Origin of the sequence: Brevibacillus humidisoli (assembly GCF_020923435.1) — a bacterium.
GTDB classification, from domain to species: Bacteria; Bacillota; Bacilli; order Brevibacillales; family Brevibacillaceae; genus Brevibacillus_E; species Brevibacillus_E humidisoli.
In genome coordinates, this window is sequence record NZ_CP087263.1 from 3,216,805 (window position 1) to 3,238,006 (window position 21,202).

A 21,202-nucleotide genomic window follows, 5' to 3' on the forward strand; every position below is an offset into this window, starting at 1 on the left:
AGCTGCAGCCTTACAGCAAGGGAACAAGATGAATGACCTCACGTACGGACTGCATGGGGTTATCGGCGGGAATCGGTTCGTACAGATAAGTCCGAAGCATCCAGGTAACGGCTGAAAACAACACGATCAGCAGCAGGAAGAACAACCCGCTCCTCCTTCGCCATTTTTTCACTTCTTTGATAAAACGGGCTTCCTCTGTCGAGATGGTCAGCGGCTCTTGTCCGATGGACCGACCCGCCTGCCACTTGTCGAGCTTCTCCCATTCCTGTTTGACTGCCCGACATCTCTCACACTCAGCCAAGTGACGTTGTACATAATCCTTGGTTGGTTGGCGAAGTGCCCCATCCATGTAGAGAGGGAGTATATCTTGCACAATGTCACACTGTTCCCTCATCCCTGATCACCTCCAGGTCGTATAGCTGTCGAAAGCGCTTCTTCGCTCGATAGAGGAGAACTTTGGTTGTTTGAGGGGTTTTATTCAGGATCTCGCCGATCTCCATGTGAGATAATCCTTCGACCTCCTTGTAAATCAAGACATCGCGGTAGTCTTCGGGCATAAGTCTGAAGATCTGCTGTATCAGAGAATGCGAATATTTCTGCAAAGCCACTTCTTGCGGATTGTTCGTTTCATCGGGCTGCAGCTCAACTTCAACCGGAGCGTATACCAACTGATCCCTGGCCCACGACCGCACCTTGTTGCGATACACATTGCGGGCAATTTGCAGCAACCAGGTCTTCAAGCTGGAGTGTCCCTTAAATCGATGAATCGACTTGACCGCTTGATAAAATGTCTCTTGCGTCAGTTCCTCGCTCTCTTCACTAGAACCCGTTAGCTGGAAAAAATACACGTAGACCAGCGATTTGTATTTCTTGTAAAACCCCGTCAATTCATCCAATAAAGAACTACGAGCCCGATGATTACGCTTCAGTTGATCAAATAGGCTCAAAAGATAGTCCTCCTTTTCCCCTCTCACTCATGTAGTAACAAACAAAGGCGAAAGGTTACACCTGTGATGAAAAAATAAAAGCCTCGGGTTATCCGTCCCCAGAAGGCTCGCAACATTATGGTTGAACATCAAACTTGTAACGCATACCTGGAACAATGAGCGCCGCATGTTCGAGGCGAAGTGCTACCAGCCCCTCCATGTCTTTGTAAATCGGCAAGCTGGTCGTACGTTTTTCCGATATTTGAAAATCGATATTCGGCTCCTTGTTCCACTCCGTTTCCTGTTCGTCGACCAGAGAAAAGCTAAGCTCGTACAGCCCAACCTCCTGTACGTCGCTCAATTGTTGGTAGTAAACGATCACTTGTGAATCCTTCACATCCGCCTTTTCAATGTAGAATTGTACCTGGTTTACTTCCACGATCTGGTCAATCCGTGTCTCCCCGCTTTTGTTCAGAGCGGTCTCCCACTCACCCGGTTTGTAGAAGATCGCAAAGTTCGGCAGCTCAATCCCGATCGTCTCCGTATTTTCACGCACGCCTTCCAGCTTCCAGGTGACCAGATCCTCACGATGCCCAAATGAACTGACATTTTCTTTACGCATGATCAGTTCGTTGTTGGTTAAGTCCATGGCGATGAGATGATTGGGCCAGTATATGTCTTCCTGTACATAGTCAATGTTGGGACTATCCCAGTGGTATCGATAGACCAGTTTGCTCTCATCTTGACCAAAGGTTCGTTCTACAACCTCGATTGCAACACCTGACCGCTTCAGAATCTCCAATTGGGGCGGCGATAGGGAGACCAGACTGCTGTCAATCTGTATCAACTCCCGATTCTCCTCAAGCTCCTCGGCTTGATGCTCCTCCTCAGTAAAGATCTTGCCCAGCGTCCAGCTAGCAGCAGAGAAGAGGAGCACACCAGCCAAGACAGCGGCTAACGTATTGCGGGCTACTCGCTTCATGCGTCTGACGAAGCGGAGGTCGTCAGCACTATCTTTGTCGTGCCGAGTTTTTCCCATATGGTCCGTATGAGACGGTTCCGCCAGTTCGTCCAGCATCTCTTTTAGACGTTGTCGACAGCGTTCACATTCTGTCAGATGCTGTTCGATCGCTTCTTTTGCTTCATCGCTTACCATGCCTTCCATGTAAGCAGGAAGCAGCTCATTTATGAGGATGTGATGCGTCTGCATCCCAAGTCACTCCCCTGCGTGATTCCTGTTTGACTCTGCGAGAACGGTTATCTCTCTTTCTTTTTCAAAAAGGCATAAAGATTATGAAAGAACAGCCAACCATCAGACCTGATCTGACCTAACTTGACAGGTATGACGTTCATCACGGCCAACCAGAGATTAAACATCAGAAAATAGGTCGGCAGGATACTCTCGATATGATAGCTCGTGATCCATTGCTGGATGAGCCAGTAACACAGCAGGTTGGACAAAGGTCCGCCAAGCGAGATAAGGGCTACTTTTCCTCTCATACTGGGGTCTTCTGAAACGGAATACTCGGTCGTTCCTCCCATGAAAAAAGCTAGTCTCACCGTCACTCTGCTCCCGCTATACAGAACAGGGCCCACTCCCAGATGGATTTTACACTCCCTCACCCGCATCAGGATGGCTATCAGCAGATGGCCGCATTCATGAACCAATATGCCAAGTGGTGCTACCACAAACAAAAAAAGCATGATGTTGCTCATCTATGACACAACCTTACTCGGCAAATAAACTTTTTTGTCTTCCGATACAGGATACCATAAAACTGCATCGGAGTCTTTTTCTAACCTCTGGGACGAAACCGTCGTCCCAAAAACCAGACGAGAAACAGATGGTAACACAAACTGCATAGAATCCAAAACCAGACGTCCTCACTCCCCCGGGCACTGGCAAAAAAGGCTTTGGCTGCCCAGAAGGAGGGAAGGATACCGGCCGTATACTGCCAGACTGACGGGACGAAATAGACGACTGCCGGCGCAATAAGTATGAGAGAGAGGACTTTGGATACGGCCATCCCCTCCACCTTGTTGGCAGCGAATGAAACCATTGCCAGTGCAATGATTGGCGCTTCCAGCGCCATCGTAGCCACAATCGGGATCATCTCGAACAGGGACAGCGGATTAATACCGGCAATCGGCATCACGAAAAACGACAGCACGGTACTGACCAACACGGGGCCCAGCATGCGATACAACAGATAACGGGTATGGGAAAGCGGCGTGACCGCTAGCTGCATCAAAATCCCTTCGTCTCGCTCGTCCAGGATGATAAACCCGCTCAGCACACCCAGCATCAGCGGACTGACGAGCAGGAGAAAGCTGAGCGAGAGCAGATCATAATCACCTAGTGCAAACGGCAAACCGACAAGCCATGTGCCATCTATCCAAGGCACGGCATAACCAATAACGAGAGAAAGCAGAACGGGAGCCACCGTTACCAGGATCATCAGCGCGTCCCTGCTGATCTGTTTCAGATCACCAAGTGCCAACGTTGCGATCTGTCTCACTATCCCCTCCCCCCTTTCTGCAAAACGATATGACGATATAAGGAGCGACCCGCCCACACGACAGCCGCTGTGTTCCACACCAGCAGTACCAGCACACTATACAGCCATTCCTGTACAGTGAGCGGGACAAAAGCACCGTGGATCAGGATGAGCGCCCCCTGCGTCGGGAACAGCCAAAACCAGGGAGTTTCCATGAGTCCGACATGTTCCAATAGTGGCAGGCAAAGAATCGTCATATATACCGGCGAGGTGAACAGATACTGATTAATCGACTTGACCCGTACCGCTACAGACAAACCAATGAGGGTGAACAGACTGGATGTAAGCATGATTCCGATGAGCAATGGCAACGCAGAGAAGTCGGTGCCAAACGTACCAAAGACGATCACCCCGGTCGAGGCCAGCGCCAACAGGATAAGCGAGGCCAACTTGGCGGTTACGTATTCAGAGATGCGAAACGGTGTCACAAACAAAGGATCAAGAATCTGCTGCCCCCTCTCCAACAACACAATCCCGCCGATGAAAAAAAACCCTAGCATCCCTGGATCAGAAAACAGCAAAAAGGAGGCAGTCAACGGTTTTGCCTCTCCAGACAGACGATGCAGCAGCAGGATGTAGATCACGCTGATCACCGCATAGGCGTAATAGAACCCATGTCGGAACTGAAAGCGGACATCGTGACGAACAGCTGCGATCACCCTCATGACAACCTTCTCCCTGTCACGTCAATAAAAATATCCTCCAGCGTCGCTTCCTGCGTGTGCATCGTCACAATCTCTGTTTCGCTCAATAGGTGGAGAAATTGTGCATTTTCGGCCAAACGGTCAAGCGCAAAATCAGCCGTCTGCAGCTGCCTGTCCCGCCTGTACTCCACCCGGACTACTTTCCTGCCGTACTTTACTTTCAAGGAGCTTGGCGAGTCGATCAGGCTCACCTGTCCATCGACGATAAAAGCGACGCGGTCACACAATTCATCCGCGGCGTTCATGTTGTGGGTCGTAATTACGATCGTCTTGCCTGCCGCTTTTTGCTCCAGGATAAAATCCTTGACGATTCTTGCGTTGACCGGGTCCAACCCAGAAGTCGGCTCATCGAGGAAGATGATCTCGGGATTATTCAGAAAAGCTCGGCAGAAGTTGAGCCGCATCTTCATTCCCTTGGAGTAGGAGGCTACTTTGATCTCTGCGTCCCGCTCCAACCCGACTCGGGCCAGCAAACGGCGAGGGTCCACTGTCTTCCCAGTGTATAAGGAACGAAAGAATTGCAGATTTTCCAGAGCAGTGAACTTGCTGTAAAAGTTGGGAAACTCAAAGGCAACTCCGATCCTCTCATAGTAGTCCGGCCCCGCCGAGCGCAGCTCCCGTTTCAGCACAGAGACGTGTCCTCGATACTCTTTTAACATGCCAATCAGAACTTTTTGCGTTGTGCTTTTGCCTGCGCCTGACGGGCCAAGAAAACCAAAAATCTCACCAGGGGCGATGGAAAAATCAATCCCTTTGATCGTATCCTCTCGCTCGCCCGGATAGGCATACTGCAGATCCGCCACCTCAATCATGCTGTTCCCTCCTCTCGATAACCAGACCGTTGGCGATCAGTTCAGCCAACAAATCCAAGGTTTGTTCATAAACCTCCTCGCCAATCTCCCGTTTGTGCAGGGCAAGAGTAAAAAAAGAGCGAATCACCCCGCCAATCACCGCGCTATCTTGTCTTATCATCATGCCGCGCTGCTGCCAGGCCTCGATCAACGGTCTCAGCACATCCGTATCGTTTTGAATGTGTGCCTCCATCCGCTCCAGAGGCAGTTTCCTCAAAATCGCCTCGTATTGGTCTTCCAAATAGATCTGACGGATGATCGGGTTGTTGTGCACCATCTGCATCGCGGTCAGCAGAAACCTTTTAAAAAAGGATTTGCTAATCGTTGGCTCCACCAGAACTTCTTGCAGCAGCTGCTCTTTCATCTTCTGTTCTTCCCGTTCCATGATTTCAAAGAACAATTCCTCTTTGGAGGAAAAGAAAAGGTAGAACGATCCCTGAGCGATCCCAACCGCCTGCGTCAGGTCGGCGACACTGGTTTTTTTCACGCCGCGGGAGCCAAAAAACTCACGTCCTTGCTGGATGAGCTTGGTGCGAATGATCTCCTTCTCTCGTTCGTTGAAGCCTCTGGCCATCAGTATCATCCTTCCGTGCGAATGTCATTTGGTCGAATTATGAACATATGAATAAATTTATTTTATATTCATATATAGCTTACCCTGTCCTTCCACTCTTCGTCAACATCATAATAAAGTGATGCGACGGTTGGCTGTAAACCCAGTCCATCTGCTTGAGAATTTCCACTGGACCACTTCCTCTCGCTTGTTCCAGAGCGGCTCTTGAGGTACATTGAAAGTAATCACAACAGGAGAACAAACAACGTCGTGCGGTTCATGATGGACAGACAGCGGCGTATGAACCTACTGGGAACGGAGAATGTGCGATGATCGGATTCGTCGTAAACCCCGTCTCTGGCAATGGACAGGGACGGGCCGTGTGGCAGAAGGTAGAGAGCATCCTGGAGGAGCATAAAACGTCGTATACCGTACGGTTCACCTCTGCTGCAGGCGATGCGACCCGTTTGACCACATCATTGGCTGATGATCCACAGTGCGAGATCGTGATTGCCGTAGGAGGCGACGGCACGGTAGGCGAGGTGGTCAACGGTCTGGCACAAGCCGGGCGGAGCTGCGTATTGGGTCACATCCCTGCCGGCACAGGCAACGACTTTGCGCGCGGCCATGGCATCCCGCTGGACCACATAGACGCCCTTCGTCTGATCTTGTCCGCACCAGCGTTCAGGCCGGTTGACTTGCTTCTTTTAGGCCAACACATTGCTGTCAACTCCATTGGTGTCGGATTTGATGGGGAAGTAGTCCGTCTGACCAACCAGTCACGCAGCAAGCGATGGCTCAACCGCCTGGGCTTGGGCAAACTGATCTACGCCCTTTCCACTCTGCGTGTTCTGGCCCGCTACAAGCCAAGTCTTCTGTCGATTACGGTGGATGGCAGAGAGGAGCAATGCAGGGATAGCTGGGTGGTGGCTGTGACCAATATTCCATACTACGCCGGTTCGATGATGATCTGTCCGCAAGCGGTACCGGATGATGGGTTGGCCAATGTGATGGTAGTGACGGGTCGAAACCGCCTGAAACTTTTGCCGATTCTGTTGATGGTGTATAAAGGGAGACACCTGTCCCACCCGGCCGTTCGCTTTTTCAGCGGTCGCGCGATCACAATCCGTCCTGATGCACCTCAGTTAGTGCATGCAGACGGAGATCTACTAGGAGAATTCCCGGTGATAGAGGTGAAGGTACGATCAGACTGGCTGCGGGTCTGCAAGTAACGTCCTCCACGCCGTGTAGAAAAACTCAAACCAAACAGGGGGACGGGACATGACCATCAGGATAGCAGGTCGTCCCGCTTATCAACATGCAGGCTGCCATCTGATTGAAGCTCAGCGTAAAACACTTCTTCCAGATAGGTCACCCCTGCCTTTTTCAGTTCCTCGCCCAACCACGCCTGGCTGAGATTAAGTTCGTCCAGGTTTTGTTTGATCAACTTTCCATCGACGATAATCTCTGTAGGCAAATAGAGCAGAGGTGGCGTGGGTACCTGTACGTCCTGCTTCGTCGCTGTTTGTTTTTCCGTCTTCTTCAATATGCTGATTTTGCCGTTTGGCTCCAGGATCGCGTATTCAACGTCCTTTATGGAAAACACACCGTTCACCCGTAGCATCATGCTTAAATCATCCATGTTCAGACGGGATCCGGCCAATGCCCGTTCGAGAATTTTCCCCTTTTTGATCACAATGGTCGGCTGGCCATCCAGGATGAGCCGCGCTTTCCCCGACTTCATCCCGATAAACCCGATCACAAATGTTAAGACGACCCACCAGATCAGACTGATTAAACCACCCACTACAGGAGCTTCCCGTCTGGCTGCTATTTCTGCAGCAATCGATCCAATGGTAATCCCGGCAACATAGTTAAAAAAGGTTAGTTGCCCAACCTGCTTCTTCCCCAACAGGCGAGTCAGCAGCAGCAGCACCAGGAAGGTTACCGTCGCACGGCCTATCATCTCCAGGGCATGAACGTCCTTCATCTGTTTCCTCCCTTATCCAATATGTTTTTTCTTACCATCTCCTACAACGACATCTTTTATCAGATCAGTAGAAAAAGGTTCCGTGCAACAAGGGGATCCATAAAAATCAGCGACCGCCGTATGCGCTTGTCCGGTGCTTTGTCAGAGTTCCTCCATATGATGTAGCAAACGGATGAAAGGAGGCGCTAACATGAACCAGATCATTGCCTTTTTGGCCGGACTGATTGGTGGTTATGCGTTGACAGAAGCACCGCTTGCCGGAACCTTTCTATCTAGTCTTGAATCATTGATTGATGTAGTCGGCCTCATCTCCATGGTAGTATTCTCTGCAGGGCTGATCTACAGCGGAGTGAAAGGACTAATCGGTAAATCGTAAATTGAGCAAGATGACGGAAATCACTTATCCCTATCATTCTCGTCTACGCCACATAGAATAGAGCAAGCTTCTTGTGGAGGGAGGTGATTTCATGAGCCGCCGCCGTCGCCCGATTCGGATCACGCTCAGACGTGGTCAAAGTGTACTAGTTCGCTGCCGTCGCCGTCGTAGCTGGTAATTACCGGAAGATAGAGAGAACATCGATCATATGCAAACAGCCGCCATGGTATTGCTCACATGGTGGCTGTTTTATCATTTTCTATGAAAATGATGGGAATGTCCCATAGCACTTGTCCATACCAATTCTCTAACCTCCTCATAGGATATAGTATCCAGTGGCAGAGGAGGTGTTGTTTATGTCGTGCCGCCGTCGTCGCCCGGTTCGGATCACGCTCAGAGCTGGTCAAAGTGTATTGGTACGCTGCCGCCGCCGCCGCTAATTGCCACGAGGTGTAAGGGATAAGATCCCAATCAAAGAGCCACTATGTCCAAGGCATAGTGGCTCTTCTTTCTAATATATATCCTCTTTTTTCCAACAGGAACCAAACCACCTAAAAGCGGCCCAATCAGGTCAAATCCGGTAGGGCAGAACTACTCCCACTTGCTCAGGGTGAATCCGTGCCAGGTAGATCAATACAGCTACCAGACAAAATCCAATGACCAGGATGGCGATCTCGCTCCGCTTCCAGGCGGGCATGCGGTAAAAACGATGGGCCCGATTCCGTATCGCAAATCCTTTTGCGTCCAATGCGTTGGCCATCAACTGCACTCGCTTCAGGGGGGTGAAGATCAGTGGCAGCAACAAATACCCGTATTTACGCACTTTCTCAAACAGGGTGCCCTCGTTGATCCGCAGTCCGCGCACCATCTGTGCCTCACGAATGGTGAGCAGATCGTTTTTAACCAATGGAATAAAACGAAAGATCAAAGAAAGCAAGAAACCGAACGAAAATGGCACCCCAATGCCTTTCAGACCAATCGCGATCTGGCGTGGTGTTGTTTTAAAGAGATAAAACATGGACAGCAGGGCGACGTTGGCTATGCGCAGCCCCATGCCGAATGCCCACAACACACCCACATCGGTCACCTGTATCGGATACCCGATCAGCGGGATTTCTCCCGCCCAGTAGGCCTCTCCAGCCGAAACAAACGGCAGCCAGGTTAGAGTGGTAAACAAGCCTCCGACTCCCCCCCAGCAGCAGATATGTCTTGCCAATGGTACGGGTCCATCCCCATCTGGACACGATGAACAGATTCAGCAGCAAGTCAATCAACAGTATGCGCGGGTCTTGGAAAATAAACGGTACCATTCCCAACAAAGCACACCCGAGCAGCATGAAACTAGGGTGGAAACCTCGGCCTTGTACCGTAAGCGGTTCCGATCTCAACAATTGGTTCATCAGTTCGCTTCTTTCCTCTCCTTTGCCAATCTCGCCTGCAAACGAGACAAGGTAAGCGGCAGCGGATCGACAATTCCTGCTGCCAAGCCAAAGCGACAGGCGGCAGGGGGCTCCACTTGGGCCTGAGACAGCAGCTCAGGCTGCGCAAAAACAAACTCCGGTTTGTCGTCACACAGAATCTGTCCTTGATGCATGACCAGCACCCGTTCTGCGTATTCGGCCACCAGTTGCATATCATGCGTGATCACCAAGATGGTATGCCCCTGTTGATGCAATTGTTTGATCAGTGCCATCATATCAGAGACTCCTCGGTAATCCAGCCCGGTCGTCGGTTCATCCAGTATGATCGACTGCGGCTGCATCGCCAGGATGGAGGCAACGGCGATCATTTGCCTCGTCCCTTTTCCCGCAAAATAGGGCTCTTCATCACGTAAATGCTCTAGTCCGACAGAGCGAAGCGCCTCGCCCACTCGGACTTCCACATCCCGCTCGTCAAGTCCCAGATTCTTCGGACCAAACGCAACTTCTTCCCAGACGCTTGATTGAAAGATTTGATGATCAGGATTTTGATAACAATAGGCCACCTCAACAGCCAATTCGGCAACCGTACTCTCTCTCGTGTCTCGACCGTTGACCAGAACGCGCCCCACTGTTGGCTTGTACAAGCCGTTGCAGAGCTTGGCAAATGTCGTCTTTCCTGAGCCGTTGCCGCCAATGACCGCAACCAGTTCCCCCTGCCCGATGGTTACAGTGACATTGTTCAGTACCGGCTGCTCTGATGCATATGAGTAAGAAACGGAATCGAAGTGGATAGCCGATGGTATGCTCGTCATGTCCGTACCCCTGCTCTCGCGCCCATCTCCTGATACATTCTGACCATCTCTTCCACACTTAGCGGAATCGAGGTCTCATCCCCTTGCAAGATGCCTTGTTCCCGCAGCCAGTGATACAACCGGATCATCTCCGGTATCAAAACCCCGTGTCGGGCCAAACCCTCTACTTCAGCAAAAAAGGGGCGAACCGGGAGATCATAGATCATCGATCCGGCAGAGACCAGCAGCATCCGATCGCAAAACTGGGCCAGTTCCTCTGTGGCGTGAGAGGAGACGACGATGGCCATCTCATGCTCCTGTTTCAACTGCCTCAGCAGTGTAAACACCTCCCTCGCCCCTCTGGGGTCGAGCTCCGAGGTAGGCTCGTCCAGCAGCAGCAGTTGCGGTGACGTGGCCAGTGCCGAAGCGATCGCAACCCGTTGCTTTTCCCCACCGGACAGTTCGAAGGGGGAACGCTTCGCAAACCCCTCCAGCCGCACGAGACGCAAGACTTCTTCAATGCGCTGCTCGATCGCCTGATCACTGTACCCCTTGTTTTCCAGAGAAAAGGCGATCTCTTCTTCTACGGTAAGTCCGATGAACTGGGTTTCCGGGTCTTGGAACACCATTCCAATCTCGGCCGAGATACGCCGCGTCCCAGCGAAGTATCCGGCGTAGTTGTCGGGGATAAAACCGGCCATGGTCAGCAGAAGGGTCGTCTTGCCGGCCCCCGATGCACCGACAAGGCCTACCACCTCCCCTGGTTTCAGCGAGAGGTTGATGTTGTTCAAGGCTGGTTTCTGGCCGCCTTCGTAGCGCCATTCAACTTGTTTCAACGCAAGAAGAGGCTGATCGTTCACGATCCATACCCTCTACCGTATGGTGTGCTGACTGCTCGCCCACGGTACAGCCCGGTCCGCCTCACAAACGGATAAAGCAGCTTGAGCAAGATCGGCCCCAGTATCCCAGTAGCAATCGCCTGATTGAGGAAGACCACCGGGATAAACATGGAGGCTACCTCCATCGGTGTAAACCCGAGACCTACGTTTACCAAAATAGCGCAGGCAACAACAGCAGATGCGAACAGCACCACGAACAGATAGTACTGTATGTAGCTGCGTACTGTTTTCAGGCCTGGGTGGCTGACCGCCAAAAACCCGATGAACCCGCCGAGAAAATTGGAAACAAAACCAGTAATCAATATATGAGGTGCGGCACTCCCCTGCAGCAGGTCACTTACCAGATTGCCGAAACCTAAGCCGAGACAACCGGGAATTCCGAACAAGATGCCAAAAACCGGCTGCAGTGCATTCGCCGGTCGGATCGGGACCTGGGGAATAATCTTGATCTGCGCAAGCGTGATAAGCGCGACGGCGTACAGTGCAGCCGTCACCACGATGAGGACAAAGTCGACTGTGGTCCACTTGCGGCCAAAGAGAGACGTAGTCATAAAGAAACCTCCCAAATCTTTTTGCGTCACATGACGTCCAAACGAAAGAATCATAAGCAAGAAGAAAACCTATCGTCTATCTTACTCCTCTCTATGTTTGCTGGCAATGGGAGAGATTGTAGGCGAAAATCATGGCCGGGATAACGGTTAGACTTCAAAAAATGATCCTTTTCGGAAGTTGGAAAAACCGTTAGTGGAAACGTCGCGCTGACGGTTCTTTGCTTTGGACGAGCTATAGTGGGGGCGAAAGAGAAAAACAGGTTCGCTCTGCTCGTGCCAGTGCCTGCGGGGAAGCCGGGATGACCGTCTCCGCTCCAACAAATCGGTACGGCGGCCAAAAGCCCTCAAGGGGCGAATGCATCTCAGAGGAGCGGTTGGCCGCCAAGCGTGTACCGCTTTGTTTCCGCTCCGACTCTGTAGGCACTGACAAGGCTTTCGCTCACCTGTTTTTCTCTTTCGCCTCGTAACGTTTGTTTAGCAACATTTCCTTCCGTGCGTCGGAAATGTTGTCCTTCTAGCCTTGCAACCCTTTTTTGGGGAGGATTGTATGATTCCTTTCTCCAACTCATGCTTTCTTATCGGTGAAAAAAAACACCTTCCAGAATGGAAGGTGTTAGCGTTCCGAAGCAGGGGCTTTCGGGCACAACTCTGAGGTACTTCGTAGCGATGACCACTTTTGCGACCGCCCGCTATGCACTGGCGCAGCGGACAGTCCCACTTCCCCGCAGGTTGGCAACGGAGCGACTGGAGGAAAAGAGCTGCTCTCCCCACACGCCGCTCCCCATTATCTGTAGGCCGACACTCCCTAGAGAAGTGCAGATAAACTGCCATTGGTTAGGCTACCGCTCAGACAGCAACGATTCAATATCCCAAACCGTGCCCATAACGGTACAAGACGCCGCCGTGCGAATCCGGAATCGTCACCGGCAGTTTTCCGGCAGGCGATTGTTCGCCAAACAGCACATTGGCAGTGGCTGCAAAGCTGGCCGCACGGAATCCGTACTGGGCCAGGTAGGCATCCACATCCGGGTAGGCCATCACGTCGTATGGATTGCGGATACCTACAGCCACCACCGGTTTATCGTACTTGGAGATGATCTGGTTGAAGGCTTTCATCGTTTCGTTATCGGCAGAACGTCCGCTGACATTGTAGGTGTAGGAGCCGATGATAATCACATCCGCTCTGTCCAGCAGCTCCCATTGAGCCGCTGTCAGCCCGCCTTTTTCCAGTTGAACCGGTACCGTATTGGCGTGATGCGATTTGACTGCTCCCACCAAACTATCCAGATAACTGGTTCCGACAACAGCGATCTCTTGGTTGTCATCCAGGCCAAGCGGCAGAACCTGCTCGTTTTTCACCAGCGTGATAGAGGCTGCCGCAGCCTCTGCTTCCACCGCTTTATGTTCAGGGGCACCAACGATCTGCAGTGCCTCCTGCAGACGTTGCTCGACATCAACAGGAGTTTCTTCTTTCATGATTCCCCGTTTTACTTTCAACGTCAAGATTCGTTTCACCGCAGTATCGATCCGCTGCTGCGGGATCTCACCTGACGCTACCGCCTCCTGCAGCCCCTCGCTCACTTCTTGCAACCCGACCGGCATCAAGACGATATCGACGCCTGCCTTTACGGCTCGCACCGCCGCATCAACAGGGCCGAAATGATCCGTGATCGCCTGCATGTTCATCGCATCGGTGATCACAACCCCGTCAAACTGCAATTCGTCACGGATTAAACCGGTCAGCACTTTCTCAGACAGCGTAGCCGGCAGGGCGATCTCTGTACCGTCTTTCCGAGAGACTACTTTGGTGTTGTCGATCTTAGGAAACGTCACATGGGCCGTCATAATCGCATCAATCCCTGCATCAATCGCCTGTTGGAACGGATACAGCTCGACGTCTACCAGACGTTCCTTATCGTGCGGTACTTCTGGCAATCCCAGATGGGAATCGACGGACGTATCACCATGTCCCGGGAAATGTTTGGCCGTGGCAGCAATGCCATTCTGCTGCAATCCTCTGGTATAAGCAATGCCGAGGTCAGCGACCAGTTGCGGGTCTTCAGCGAATGAACGGACACCGATGACCGGATTGTCAGGATTGTTGTTTACGTCCAGTACCGGCGCAAGGTCCATGTTAAATCCAAGCGAAGCCAGTTCACGCCCGATCACATCACCCGTCTTTTCGGCCAACTCTGTCGAGCGGGCCGCTCCCAATGCCATGTTGCCAGGCAAGTCGGTACCGCTCTGCAGTCTGGTAACGATGCCGCCTTCCTGGTCGATGCTGATCAGCAGCCCGTACTTTTCGGCAGCTTGCCGATAAGCATCCACGAGACGAAGCGTCTGCTCAGTGGTAACCACGTTTTCACGGAACAGGATCACTCCGCCGATATGATACTTCTTGATCTGCTGCTCTATCTCCGGCAGCATCTTGATAACATCCTGCCCATTGTACTTGCGGAAGTCCGGCATCAGCATCTGCCCGATCTTCTCTTCCAGCGTCATGTTCTGTACCGCCCGGTCGATGATCTGATACCGTTCCCCCTCTTCCTTTACAATGGTGATCACGGACTCCGGCTTGCCTTTCTGCTTAGGCTGTGGGTCCATCCTGACATCGAGCGCGATACGGTCAGTGTAATGGCCATCTGTAACTGTGACAAACGTCCGACCTGGTTTGCCGGCAGCTGTCACCACACCGTTCTCAACGGAGGCGACTGTTATATTGGAAGATTCCCACGTCAGGCCCTCCGTAACCTTCGCAAAATGGCCGTCCTCGTATACATGCAGGGCGGATAACCGGAGTGTCTGACCCGATGCTGCTGCCTCTACTTCCGGCACATTTTGATAGATGATCAGATCGGCTGCACTGCCTTCAGTCGATGCTGCTCCGACATGATCTGTCGCCGCACGTTCCCCGCCGTTCCCCTGACTCCCGGCAGCAACCGCTTGCGCCGCCAGCAGCAGACATAAAAGCAATCCGATCAGAATCCTCTTGCTTCGACCTTTCATTGCTCATTCCCCTTCCTGGTGCTGATCAGCGTATTCGATACGCGTGTCTTCTGTCTTTCTTTCTCCCTCTAATGATACAGCAGATACGATTCTCGCAGTGCTTTAAATTCCTCCAACTCGGTCTGCCAGTCAGCGACGATGTCGTCTACGGACGTCCCTGCGTCAAGCGCCTGCCGCACGCTGTTTGTCCCCATCAGCTTGTCAATCCAGTTGTCGCTGCGCCAGGCCAACTGGTCGGGATACAAGCTTTTTACCTCACGGATCATCATGAGGGCAGTGCGGACAGGTTGATAGGCCTCACGATCGGTTACGTACACCTGAACACCTCCGACGTTTTCCCCTTTATACTTGGAGAATGTGGGAGAAAAATAAGCTTCCCGAAAGGAAACACCCGGCAGATTGAGGCTGTTCAGCCGCTCAGCCAATCGCCAGCCCTCGATGTAAGGAGCGCCGATCAGTTCAAAGGGACGAGTCGTGCCGCGCCCTTCGGAAAGGTTGGTACCCTCAAACAGGCCGTTCCCTGGGTAAACCATCGCGGTCTCCAGTGTCGGCATGTTGGGAGAGGGGAGCACCCAAGGCAGACCCGTGTCGTCAAACCACATGCTGCGCCGCCATCCTTCCATCTGAATCACCTGCAGCTTCGCCTTCCTGCCAATCTCTTCCTCCAGGAAACGATCATTAAACAGTTGCGCCAGTTCCCCCACCGTCATTCCGTGACGAATCGGGATCGGGAATATCCCGACAAACGACTGGTACTCCGGCTCCAGTACCGGTCCCTCCACGATCTGGCCGCCAATCGGATTGGGACGGTCCAGCACAAGAAACGGTTTCTCCTGCAGGGCAGCCGCTTCCATCGCATGTGCCATCGTCGAGATATAGGTATAGAAACGAGACCCTACGTCCTGAATATCAAACAAAAGGACATCAACATCCTCAAACAAAACAGCAATCTCTTCCGGTTTTTTGCCATACAAATTATAAAACGGCAATCCCGTTTTGGGATCCTCAAAGGTGCCCGGGATATCCCCTGCCTGCTCCGTCCCACGAACACCGTGTTCCGGTCCGTATACCTCAACCAACTGAACCCCATGCTGAAGCAAGGCATCCACATCATGCGTCAACTCCTGCGTAATGCCGGTCGGGTTGGTGATCAAGCCCACTTTTTTGCCTTCCAGCAGCTCGGGGTTTTCCAACAAGACATCGATGCCGTTCTTCACCCCGTGATCCCGCCCGTGGTTCTGCTTAGGTCCCTCCCGTTCGGCTGAGACAGCGGAATCCGTGCCAGTCGGTCCAATCGTACACACCAAAGCCAACACTCCTGCCAACGCCAGACTGCACCATCTTTTCACAGAGAATCCCTCCTTGCGATAGGCAATATCAGAACCATTGGAAAACGCTTACACCTCTCTTTCTATCGTACCTTATTTCCCTTTTGTTTCCATAGTTGTTCTTTCCTATTTTTCTAGATTCTTTTTCCCTATATGCTTTAAAAATGAAAAACAGAAGACCCCGCCTCTATCAAAAATAGAGACGGGGCTCCGTTACACCGCTCCCCCCTGCTGCAGGCGGTGTCCTTTGTTTTCCATGTGTGTCCAGATTTTTGCCGTGATCACAGTCAGCACGACGGCACCGACAAATCGCAGGCCCAGCAGCAAAAATCCATTTACCCCGAGCGGGACGAACAAGAGTGTATCTTCTATGACGGCGTGGCAAGCCACCAGAAAAAGGGACGTGAGATAGAGATCTTTTTTGGACAAGTTGTCTTCCTTCGCTGCCTGGATCATCGCACCCGCTCCGTACGCGATCCCGAAGATTAGACCGGCCATCAGGGTAACCCCCGTTTTTTCGGAAACCCCAAGTGTGCGGGTAAAAGGCGCAAGTCCTTTTGCCAGATAAGGAAGTGCCTTGACATCCTTCAGCAGTTGGATGCCGATCATCAGCGGGATTACAATCACCGCCAGTTGGATAATCCCGATCAGCGCTGTCTGCAAACCATGCCAACCAATCTCAAGCCATCCATTCAATTCCGCTTGTTTCTCTGGAACGATGCCATAGACTGCCGTCTCCGCTCCACCTCGCCAGAGCAGATTGATCAAGATCCCCGACAGAAAAGCGAGACCGAGCCGGACCGAAACGATAATCCAGGTCTTGACGCCGATCCTGCTCGCCACCGCTGATTCCACAAACAGGTTGTGGCTGAAGCTGAGCATAACAGAGAGAATGAAAACCTCCTTGACCGACATCGTCATCGTCAGCATCGCACCAATCGCTGCGTACAAGTTGAGCACGTTGCCCAGCACGAGGATCAAGGCCGCATCGCCCGACAATCCAAACAGACTCATCACAGGTGCAAACAGTTTCACAATCCAATCAATCACCGGAGTATGCTGCAGGATCGTGATGATCAGCGTAATCGGAAAGATGACTTTGCCCAGCCGCCAGGTGGTTTCCATACCGGAACCAAGCCCTTTTTTCCACGATTCCGCAGTAATCATAAGCCAATTCCTTCTTTCGAAAGCTGTTTTCTCAAGCATTATACCTGTTTTCGAACCTGACTGACTAGGTATAAAATAAAACTGTGTCTGCTGACATCGCCCCATGCTACTCTCTTCGCAAAGGAAGGATTGCACATGATACGTGTTTTATTCGTTTGTCTGGGCAATATCTGTCGTTCTCCGATGGCCGAAGCGGTATTTCAACACCTCGTTGAAGAAGCAGGTTTGTCAGAGCATATCCGTACTGATTCTGCCGGGCTGGGCGGCTGGCACGCCGGAGCCAAGCCGCACAGGGGGACGCGTCAGGTGCTGTCTGCCAAGGGCATCCGGCATGATTGGCTTACGGCTCGACAGATTGTCCCCGCAGACTTCGAGCAATTCGACTATATCGTCTGCATGGATGAAGAAAATCTCTCGGAGCTGAGGCGAATCGCTCCGCAAGGGAAGAAGGTTTTCCGCCTGCTCGATTTCGCACCTGAGAGCAACGAGCAAAACGTGGAAGACCCCTACTACACCGGCCGGTTTGAGTACGTCTATCAACTGGTCGAGGCCGGCTGCAGCAGTCTCTTGCAAAGGATTCGCGAAGAGCACACTCTGCAGGGGTAGCGCCTCACCCGGCTGATCCCGATTGCTGCAATATCCCGTGCAAAAACAGATCAGCCATCTTGTCGGCCAGCTCTGCTGGGGGTTTCTCCCGGGTGAACAGAAAGCGCTGGGTAAGTCGTTCTACCATACCGAGCAAACACTCTGCGGCCACCTCGACGGCCAGTTCCTGGCGAATCCGTCCTGCCGCCTGATTGTTTCGCATGTTTTCCATTACTAACGTCACGATCTGCCGCTTGAACGCTTCCGCCTCAGGAGCGACGAAGAGCGCGACCCGGGTTACATCCGGGTTGTCGGCGAAAAAAACGAACAATCGCTGCAAACTGTCGCGTACCACTTGCGGAACGTCAGCCGGTTGCAGTTGTGCGATCTGCCGACCGGCATCGGCCAACTCTTTCAGTTCCCGGCCAAAGCTCTCGATCAGCTCTTCAAATACGGCCTGTTTGCTCGGAAAGTAGAGGTAAAAGGCAGCCTGGGTGAGTCCGGCAGCAGCAACGATCTGGCTCACCCTGGTGCCATGGAACCCATACTCCGCGAATTGACCGGCGGCTGCAGCAAGCAGCCTGGCCCGGCTCGCTTCTCCCTTCGTTCCGAACTTTCCTTTCATCTTTCCGCTCCTCTCTGACGCTCATCTTGCATGCTGTTAATCTCGTGGGCAATCCGCTCTGTCAGATAAGCAGCATCACGCCCGACACCGCCAATCAATGCCGATCCCCTGCGATACTGCCAGGGCAGCCCGATGAAGTACAGCCCCGGTACCTGGCTCACCCCTCTGCGGTGCATCACTTGCCCTTGCCCATCTACCACTCCCGGAATCTCAATCCAGTGATAATCGCTCTTATAGCCGGTGCACCAGACGACATTTTGCACCTCAGCCGTACTTCCGTCAGCAAAGCGAACCGACTGACCCTCCAGCAGGCTCACTTTTGGCTTCAATGTGAGTCGTCCCAGTCGAACCTGTTGTTTCAACTGTGCTTTCCAGCCAAAAACAGGGTCGTTTTTCCTACTCAGCCACTTGCCAAGCCACGATTCGATATGCGCGTCCAGCAAGCCTAGTTTCTCAAACCACCAGAAAATATTTTTGTTGAAAAGAAACAGCGGTAAAAACGTGCGGCGTTCTCCCTGGGCCAGATACACCGGCCGATCATGCGACAATTCAATCGCCAACTGTACGCCGGTATTGCCGCCGCCTGCCACCAGCACCGAACCTGGCTGCAAATCCTGAGCGGACCGATAATGAGCTGAGTGAAGGTGGCGAACCTGATCCTGACTGCTTCTCACATCGGCTGGGATCTTCGGCTGTTGGAAAGCTCCCGTCGCAACAACCACACACCGTGCTTCAACGTTTCCGTTATCTGTAATGACGCGAAACCGCTCGCCGACTCGCTCTACCCTCTGTACGGCCGTGCCCATTTGCACGGGCAGCTGGAAGCGATCAGCATAGGCTTCCAGGTAGTCAGCTACTTCATCTTTGCCCGGCAGACCATCCGGCTCTCCGGGAAAGGGGAAACCGGGTAAAGAACTATAGGCTCGGGGCGTAAACAAAACCAGGGAATCGTAGCGCTTGCGCCAGGAATCGCCAAGCCTCTCTGCAGCATCAAGCAGGAGACAAGAGAGTCCTCGTTGTCGCAAATAGTATCCGACAGCCAATCCCGCTTGTCCGGCTCCAATCACCAATACATCTACTACACGGTTCATGCTTGCTTCCTCCCGTCTCCTCAGCTGCTGTGACGTTTGACCGGGTGAAACCATATCCGATCAAACTTCCGCACATGATGTCGAGGGTATATCTCTTGCCGAAGATAACTAACTGATCAGTTAGTTATCTAGTTATAAGAATATTAGACCAATCGAATCCACGTTGTCAACCAATTGTTGCCAAACCTTCTTCGCCGAACCCAACCCATGTAAAAAGAGCGGCAGACACGCATCTGTGTCTACCGCTCTTCTCATAGGTGGATCTTCCCTATTGTCTCCTATTAGGGGGCCATCATCATCATATTTTGCAGTTCCGTGAAAGGCAGAACGTCATCGCCTTCCGGAATGCCCAATTCCCACTTCGGTTCCTGATTGAAGTTGGACTGTTTCACATCAAGCGTCATGCCAAAGGAGACCTTCACATTGCTCTCTTTGTCATCGACAGTGACGTCGAAGTCAATCAGCGAATAAGGAACTTGGTTATTTTTGTCGATTGCAGTCAAAATGTCCAGTTTGTCGATTTTGACCATCTCTTTTACCTTTTCGCTTTCTTTCTCAAACTCTTCCATACCGCTCTTTAGTTCTGCTTTGGCTTGCTCCAGTTCTGCCTTTTGAGCCTCGGCAATATGTTCGGATTGAGCGATTGCATCCAATGCTTCCGGCAACACATTATTGGCGATCAGCTTCACAAACGGAATGAAGTTGTCATTGTTCACCTGCAGCTTCACTACGTGCTCCGCTTCGATTCCTTCCGGCAGTTTGGCTTCCTCTTTGCTCACTTCGACGAAATAGTCATCGCCTACATGCTTGTAGAAAATGTCGGAAATCTTTTTCGACAGTTCTTGCTGAGCTTTCAAGTCTTCAGCCGGATTAAACGGTTGTTGAGACAGTTCGCTCAGCTCTTTGTAATCAATCTCCAGGTATTTGCCTTGGAGTTGTGCCAATTCGGGAACCATGTCGATTGCCGGGATCTTGATCCACATTTTTTCTTTGTTCATGATGATCGGGACATTGAAGTTCATCGACATTCCCTGCAGTGCAATCTTGGCATCCAACTGCAGTTCTGTTTGCATCGGATCTACTTGGGTGGTACCTTTAAACGTCAACTCCGACTTTTCCAGAGCGTCCAGCACCATCTTGATCTGAGCCGCTTCCGGACTGTTCTCGAACTCTTCTCCTTCGAGGTTGGCCCGGAACTTCAACGCTCCTTCAAAACTGTAGGAGTTTAGCGTCAGTTGGTTGTTGTACGCATCCTGCAATACTTGTTTCGCGCTCTTCTTTTCTCCACACCCGGTTACAAAAACCGCTAGCATAGTAAGAATGGAGAGCATGATGAGCAATACTCTTTTTTTGGACAGCATGGTTGTTCCTCCCCCAGATTTTGTCACACTTTCCCATTATAACGTCGGATTCGACAAATGGAATCGAAAAATGATCGCTCCTCCAAAAACGGGAAAATATTTCTATTTTTTCATTCAATCGGATGAGACAAAAGAACTATATCTCAAGTATGGCACACCGTCAAGTAACATTCCTTCCCATCGTATTCAGGGATGACCACTCGATCCGGAAAGTGCAGGTTGATACCCAGTCGCCATTGCCTTTGTCTGCTTCACCGTCATCGTGAAAAGATGATCACCACGACAGTGCCGAGTGCCGTCAGTGATGGGAGCGATCCCATCCTTTTCTACGTTTATCGCGTCGTAAGGTTACAAACAAATCGGAGAAAAAAATGTCTTGGAGACGAAACCGCCGCTGCCCGAATCAACGATTGGACATT

The 21,202-nt window shown here is 51.9% G+C and carries 23 protein-coding genes; 3 read left to right on the forward strand and 20 right to left on the reverse strand.

What is annotated here, in order from left to right:
* Positions 1–10 precede the first annotated feature (10 nt).
* The 8 genes from LOK74_RS15800 to LOK74_RS15835 all read right to left on the reverse strand — a co-directional run bounded on the left by LOK74_RS15800 (position 11) and on the right by LOK74_RS15835 (position 5,613).
* Positions 11–394 carry a zf-HC2 domain-containing protein gene (locus tag LOK74_RS15800; protein ID WP_230042979.1) on the reverse strand — a complete coding sequence of 128 codons (384 nt, stop codon included), beginning with the start codon at positions 392–394 and terminating at the stop codon, positions 11–13.
* Entirely contained in the window at positions 378–947 is a 570-nt protein-coding gene (locus LOK74_RS15805) for an RNA polymerase sigma factor (protein WP_230042980.1), read from the reverse strand. The genes LOK74_RS15800 and LOK74_RS15805 overlap by 17 nt, the downstream gene beginning before the upstream one ends.
* Positions 948–1,062: 115 nt before the next feature.
* The gene (locus tag LOK74_RS15810; RefSeq protein ID WP_230042981.1) at positions 1,063–2,136 is read right to left on the reverse strand and encodes a zf-HC2 domain-containing protein; all 1,074 of its coding nucleotides are present in this window, start codon (positions 2,134–2,136) and stop codon (positions 1,063–1,065) included.
* Positions 2,137–2,183: 47 nt separating this feature from the next.
* Positions 2,184–2,642 (reverse strand): site-2 protease family protein, encoded by a 459-nt coding sequence (locus tag LOK74_RS15815; protein ID WP_230042982.1) that lies wholly within the window; start codon positions 2,640–2,642, stop codon positions 2,184–2,186.
* Between the two features lie 80 nt (positions 2,643–2,722).
* Positions 2,723–3,445 (reverse strand): ABC transporter permease, encoded by a 723-nt coding sequence (locus LOK74_RS15820; RefSeq protein WP_230042983.1) that lies wholly within the window; start codon positions 3,443–3,445, stop codon positions 2,723–2,725.
* Complete coding sequence (locus tag LOK74_RS15825; RefSeq protein WP_230042984.1) at positions 3,445–4,149, reverse strand: fluoroquinolone export ABC transporter permease subunit; 705 nt, start codon at positions 4,147–4,149, stop codon at positions 3,445–3,447. The genes LOK74_RS15820 and LOK74_RS15825 overlap by 1 nt, the downstream gene beginning before the upstream one ends.
* Positions 4,146–5,000 carry an ABC transporter ATP-binding protein gene (locus tag LOK74_RS15830; RefSeq protein ID WP_230042985.1) on the reverse strand — a complete coding sequence of 285 codons (855 nt, stop codon included), beginning with the start codon at positions 4,998–5,000 and terminating at the stop codon, positions 4,146–4,148. Before LOK74_RS15830 ends, LOK74_RS15825 begins: the two co-directional genes overlap by 4 nt.
* Positions 4,993–5,613, reverse strand: a complete 621-nt coding sequence (locus tag LOK74_RS15835) for a TetR/AcrR family transcriptional regulator (RefSeq protein ID WP_230042986.1) — start codon at positions 5,611–5,613, stop codon at positions 4,993–4,995. The genes LOK74_RS15830 and LOK74_RS15835 overlap by 8 nt, the downstream gene beginning before the upstream one ends.
* A gap of 308 nt (positions 5,614–5,921) precedes the next feature.
* Between LOK74_RS15835 and LOK74_RS15840 the strand changes: the two genes are divergently transcribed.
* Complete coding sequence (locus LOK74_RS15840) at positions 5,922–6,824, forward strand: diacylglycerol/lipid kinase family protein (protein WP_230042987.1); 903 nt, start codon at positions 5,922–5,924, stop codon at positions 6,822–6,824.
* A 56-nt stretch (positions 6,825–6,880) separates the two neighbouring features.
* Here LOK74_RS15840 and LOK74_RS15845 read toward each other — a convergent pair whose 3' ends face one another.
* Complete coding sequence (locus tag LOK74_RS15845) at positions 6,881–7,582, reverse strand: DUF421 domain-containing protein (protein WP_230042988.1); 702 nt, start codon at positions 7,580–7,582, stop codon at positions 6,881–6,883.
* Between the two features lie 190 nt (positions 7,583–7,772).
* Here LOK74_RS15845 and LOK74_RS15850 point away from each other — a divergent pair, with 190 nt between their 5' ends.
* On the forward strand, positions 7,773–7,958 hold the full coding sequence (locus tag LOK74_RS15850; RefSeq protein ID WP_230042989.1) for a hypothetical protein: 186 nt from the start codon (positions 7,773–7,775) through the stop codon (positions 7,956–7,958).
* 571 nt (positions 7,959–8,529) lie between these two features.
* Here the strand turns inward: LOK74_RS15850 and LOK74_RS15855 are convergent.
* The 8 genes from LOK74_RS15855 to LOK74_RS15890 all read right to left on the reverse strand — a co-directional run bounded on the left by LOK74_RS15855 (position 8,530) and on the right by LOK74_RS15890 (position 17,121).
* On the reverse strand, positions 8,530–9,135 hold the full coding sequence (locus LOK74_RS15855; RefSeq protein WP_230042990.1) for an energy-coupling factor transporter transmembrane component T: 606 nt from the start codon (positions 9,133–9,135) through the stop codon (positions 8,530–8,532).
* 222 nt (positions 9,136–9,357) lie between these two features.
* On the reverse strand, positions 9,358–10,191 hold the full coding sequence (locus tag LOK74_RS15860; RefSeq protein WP_230042991.1) for an energy-coupling factor ABC transporter ATP-binding protein: 834 nt from the start codon (positions 10,189–10,191) through the stop codon (positions 9,358–9,360).
* Positions 10,188–11,030 (reverse strand): energy-coupling factor ABC transporter ATP-binding protein, encoded by an 843-nt coding sequence (locus LOK74_RS15865; RefSeq protein ID WP_230042992.1) that lies wholly within the window; start codon positions 11,028–11,030, stop codon positions 10,188–10,190. The genes LOK74_RS15860 and LOK74_RS15865 overlap by 4 nt, the downstream gene beginning before the upstream one ends.
* Positions 11,027–11,620, reverse strand: coding sequence for a QueT transporter family protein (locus tag LOK74_RS15870; RefSeq protein WP_230042993.1), 594 nt, complete (start codon positions 11,618–11,620; stop codon positions 11,027–11,029). Before LOK74_RS15870 ends, LOK74_RS15865 begins: the two co-directional genes overlap by 4 nt.
* A gap of 232 nt (positions 11,621–11,852) precedes the next feature.
* The gene (locus tag LOK74_RS15875; RefSeq protein WP_230042994.1) at positions 11,853–12,050 is read right to left on the reverse strand and encodes a hypothetical protein; all 198 of its coding nucleotides are present in this window, start codon (positions 12,048–12,050) and stop codon (positions 11,853–11,855) included.
* Positions 12,051–12,481: 431 nt separating this feature from the next.
* Complete coding sequence (gene nagZ, locus LOK74_RS15880) at positions 12,482–14,626, reverse strand: beta-N-acetylhexosaminidase (RefSeq protein WP_230042995.1); 2,145 nt, start codon at positions 14,624–14,626, stop codon at positions 12,482–12,484.
* Between the two features lie 68 nt (positions 14,627–14,694).
* Positions 14,695–15,975 carry an exo-beta-N-acetylmuramidase NamZ family protein gene (locus tag LOK74_RS15885; protein WP_230042996.1) on the reverse strand — a complete coding sequence of 427 codons (1,281 nt, stop codon included), beginning with the start codon at positions 15,973–15,975 and terminating at the stop codon, positions 14,695–14,697.
* A 192-nt stretch (positions 15,976–16,167) separates the two neighbouring features.
* Positions 16,168–17,121 (reverse strand): nucleoside recognition domain-containing protein, encoded by a 954-nt coding sequence (locus LOK74_RS15890; RefSeq protein WP_230042997.1) that lies wholly within the window; start codon positions 17,119–17,121, stop codon positions 16,168–16,170.
* A gap of 135 nt (positions 17,122–17,256) precedes the next feature.
* On the opposite strand from LOK74_RS15890, the gene LOK74_RS15895 reads away from it, so the two are divergent.
* Complete coding sequence (locus tag LOK74_RS15895; protein WP_230042998.1) at positions 17,257–17,727, forward strand: low molecular weight protein-tyrosine-phosphatase; 471 nt, start codon at positions 17,257–17,259, stop codon at positions 17,725–17,727.
* A 4-nt stretch (positions 17,728–17,731) separates the two neighbouring features.
* On the opposite strand, the gene LOK74_RS15900 is transcribed toward LOK74_RS15895, so the two are convergent.
* The 3 genes from LOK74_RS15900 to LOK74_RS15910 form a co-directional block, all read right to left on the reverse strand.
* Complete coding sequence (locus tag LOK74_RS15900; RefSeq protein ID WP_230042999.1) at positions 17,732–18,331, reverse strand: TetR/AcrR family transcriptional regulator; 600 nt, start codon at positions 18,329–18,331, stop codon at positions 17,732–17,734.
* Positions 18,328–19,422 carry a flavin-containing monooxygenase gene (locus LOK74_RS15905; protein ID WP_230043000.1) on the reverse strand — a complete coding sequence of 365 codons (1,095 nt, stop codon included), beginning with the start codon at positions 19,420–19,422 and terminating at the stop codon, positions 18,328–18,330. The genes LOK74_RS15900 and LOK74_RS15905 overlap by 4 nt, the downstream gene beginning before the upstream one ends.
* A gap of 281 nt (positions 19,423–19,703) precedes the next feature.
* A complete protein-coding gene (locus LOK74_RS15910) occupies positions 19,704–20,783 on the reverse strand; it encodes a hypothetical protein (RefSeq protein ID WP_230043001.1) in 1,080 nt (359 codons plus the stop codon).
* Positions 20,784–21,202 lie beyond the last annotated feature (419 nt).

Coding starts and splice junctions, on each gene's coding strand:
- LOK74_RS15845 (WP_230042988.1), bottom strand. CDS start 7,582: ATGAAGGACGTTCATGCCCTGGAGATGATAGGCCGTGCGACGGTAACC.
- LOK74_RS15900 (WP_230042999.1), bottom strand. CDS start 18,331: ATGAAAGGAAAGTTCGGAACGAAGGGAGAAGCGAGCCGGGCCAGGCTG.
- LOK74_RS15815 (WP_230042982.1), bottom strand. CDS start 2,642: ATGAGCAACATCATGCTTTTTTTGTTTGTGGTAGCACCACTTGGCATA.
- LOK74_RS15810 (WP_230042981.1), bottom strand. CDS start 2,136: ATGCAGACGCATCACATCCTCATAAATGAGCTGCTTCCTGCTTACATG.
- LOK74_RS15850 (WP_230042989.1), top strand. CDS start 7,773: ATGAACCAGATCATTGCCTTTTTGGCCGGACTGATTGGTGGTTATGCG.
- LOK74_RS15870 (WP_230042993.1), bottom strand. CDS start 11,620: ATGACTACGTCTCTCTTTGGCCGCAAGTGGACCACAGTCGACTTTGTC.
- LOK74_RS15835 (WP_230042986.1), bottom strand. CDS start 5,613: ATGGCCAGAGGCTTCAACGAACGAGAGAAGGAGATCATTCGCACCAAG.
- LOK74_RS15800 (WP_230042979.1), bottom strand. CDS start 394: ATGAGGGAACAGTGTGACATTGTGCAAGATATACTCCCTCTCTACATG.
- LOK74_RS15905 (WP_230043000.1), bottom strand. CDS start 19,422: ATGAACCGTGTAGTAGATGTATTGGTGATTGGAGCCGGACAAGCGGGA.
- LOK74_RS15895 (WP_230042998.1), top strand. CDS start 17,257: ATGATACGTGTTTTATTCGTTTGTCTGGGCAATATCTGTCGTTCTCCG.
- nagZ (WP_230042995.1), bottom strand. CDS start 14,626: ATGAAAGGTCGAAGCAAGAGGATTCTGATCGGATTGCTTTTATGTCTG.
- LOK74_RS15890 (WP_230042997.1), bottom strand. CDS start 17,121: ATGATTACTGCGGAATCGTGGAAAAAAGGGCTTGGTTCCGGTATGGAA.
- LOK74_RS15830 (WP_230042985.1), bottom strand. CDS start 5,000: ATGATTGAGGTGGCGGATCTGCAGTATGCCTATCCGGGCGAGCGAGAG.
- LOK74_RS15860 (WP_230042991.1), bottom strand. CDS start 10,191: ATGACGAGCATACCATCGGCTATCCACTTCGATTCCGTTTCTTACTCA.
- LOK74_RS15910 (WP_230043001.1), bottom strand. CDS start 20,783: ATGCTGTCCAAAAAAAGAGTATTGCTCATCATGCTCTCCATTCTTACT.
- LOK74_RS15840 (WP_230042987.1), top strand. CDS start 5,922: ATGATCGGATTCGTCGTAAACCCCGTCTCTGGCAATGGACAGGGACGG.
- LOK74_RS15825 (WP_230042984.1), bottom strand. CDS start 4,149: ATGAGGGTGATCGCAGCTGTTCGTCACGATGTCCGCTTTCAGTTCCGA.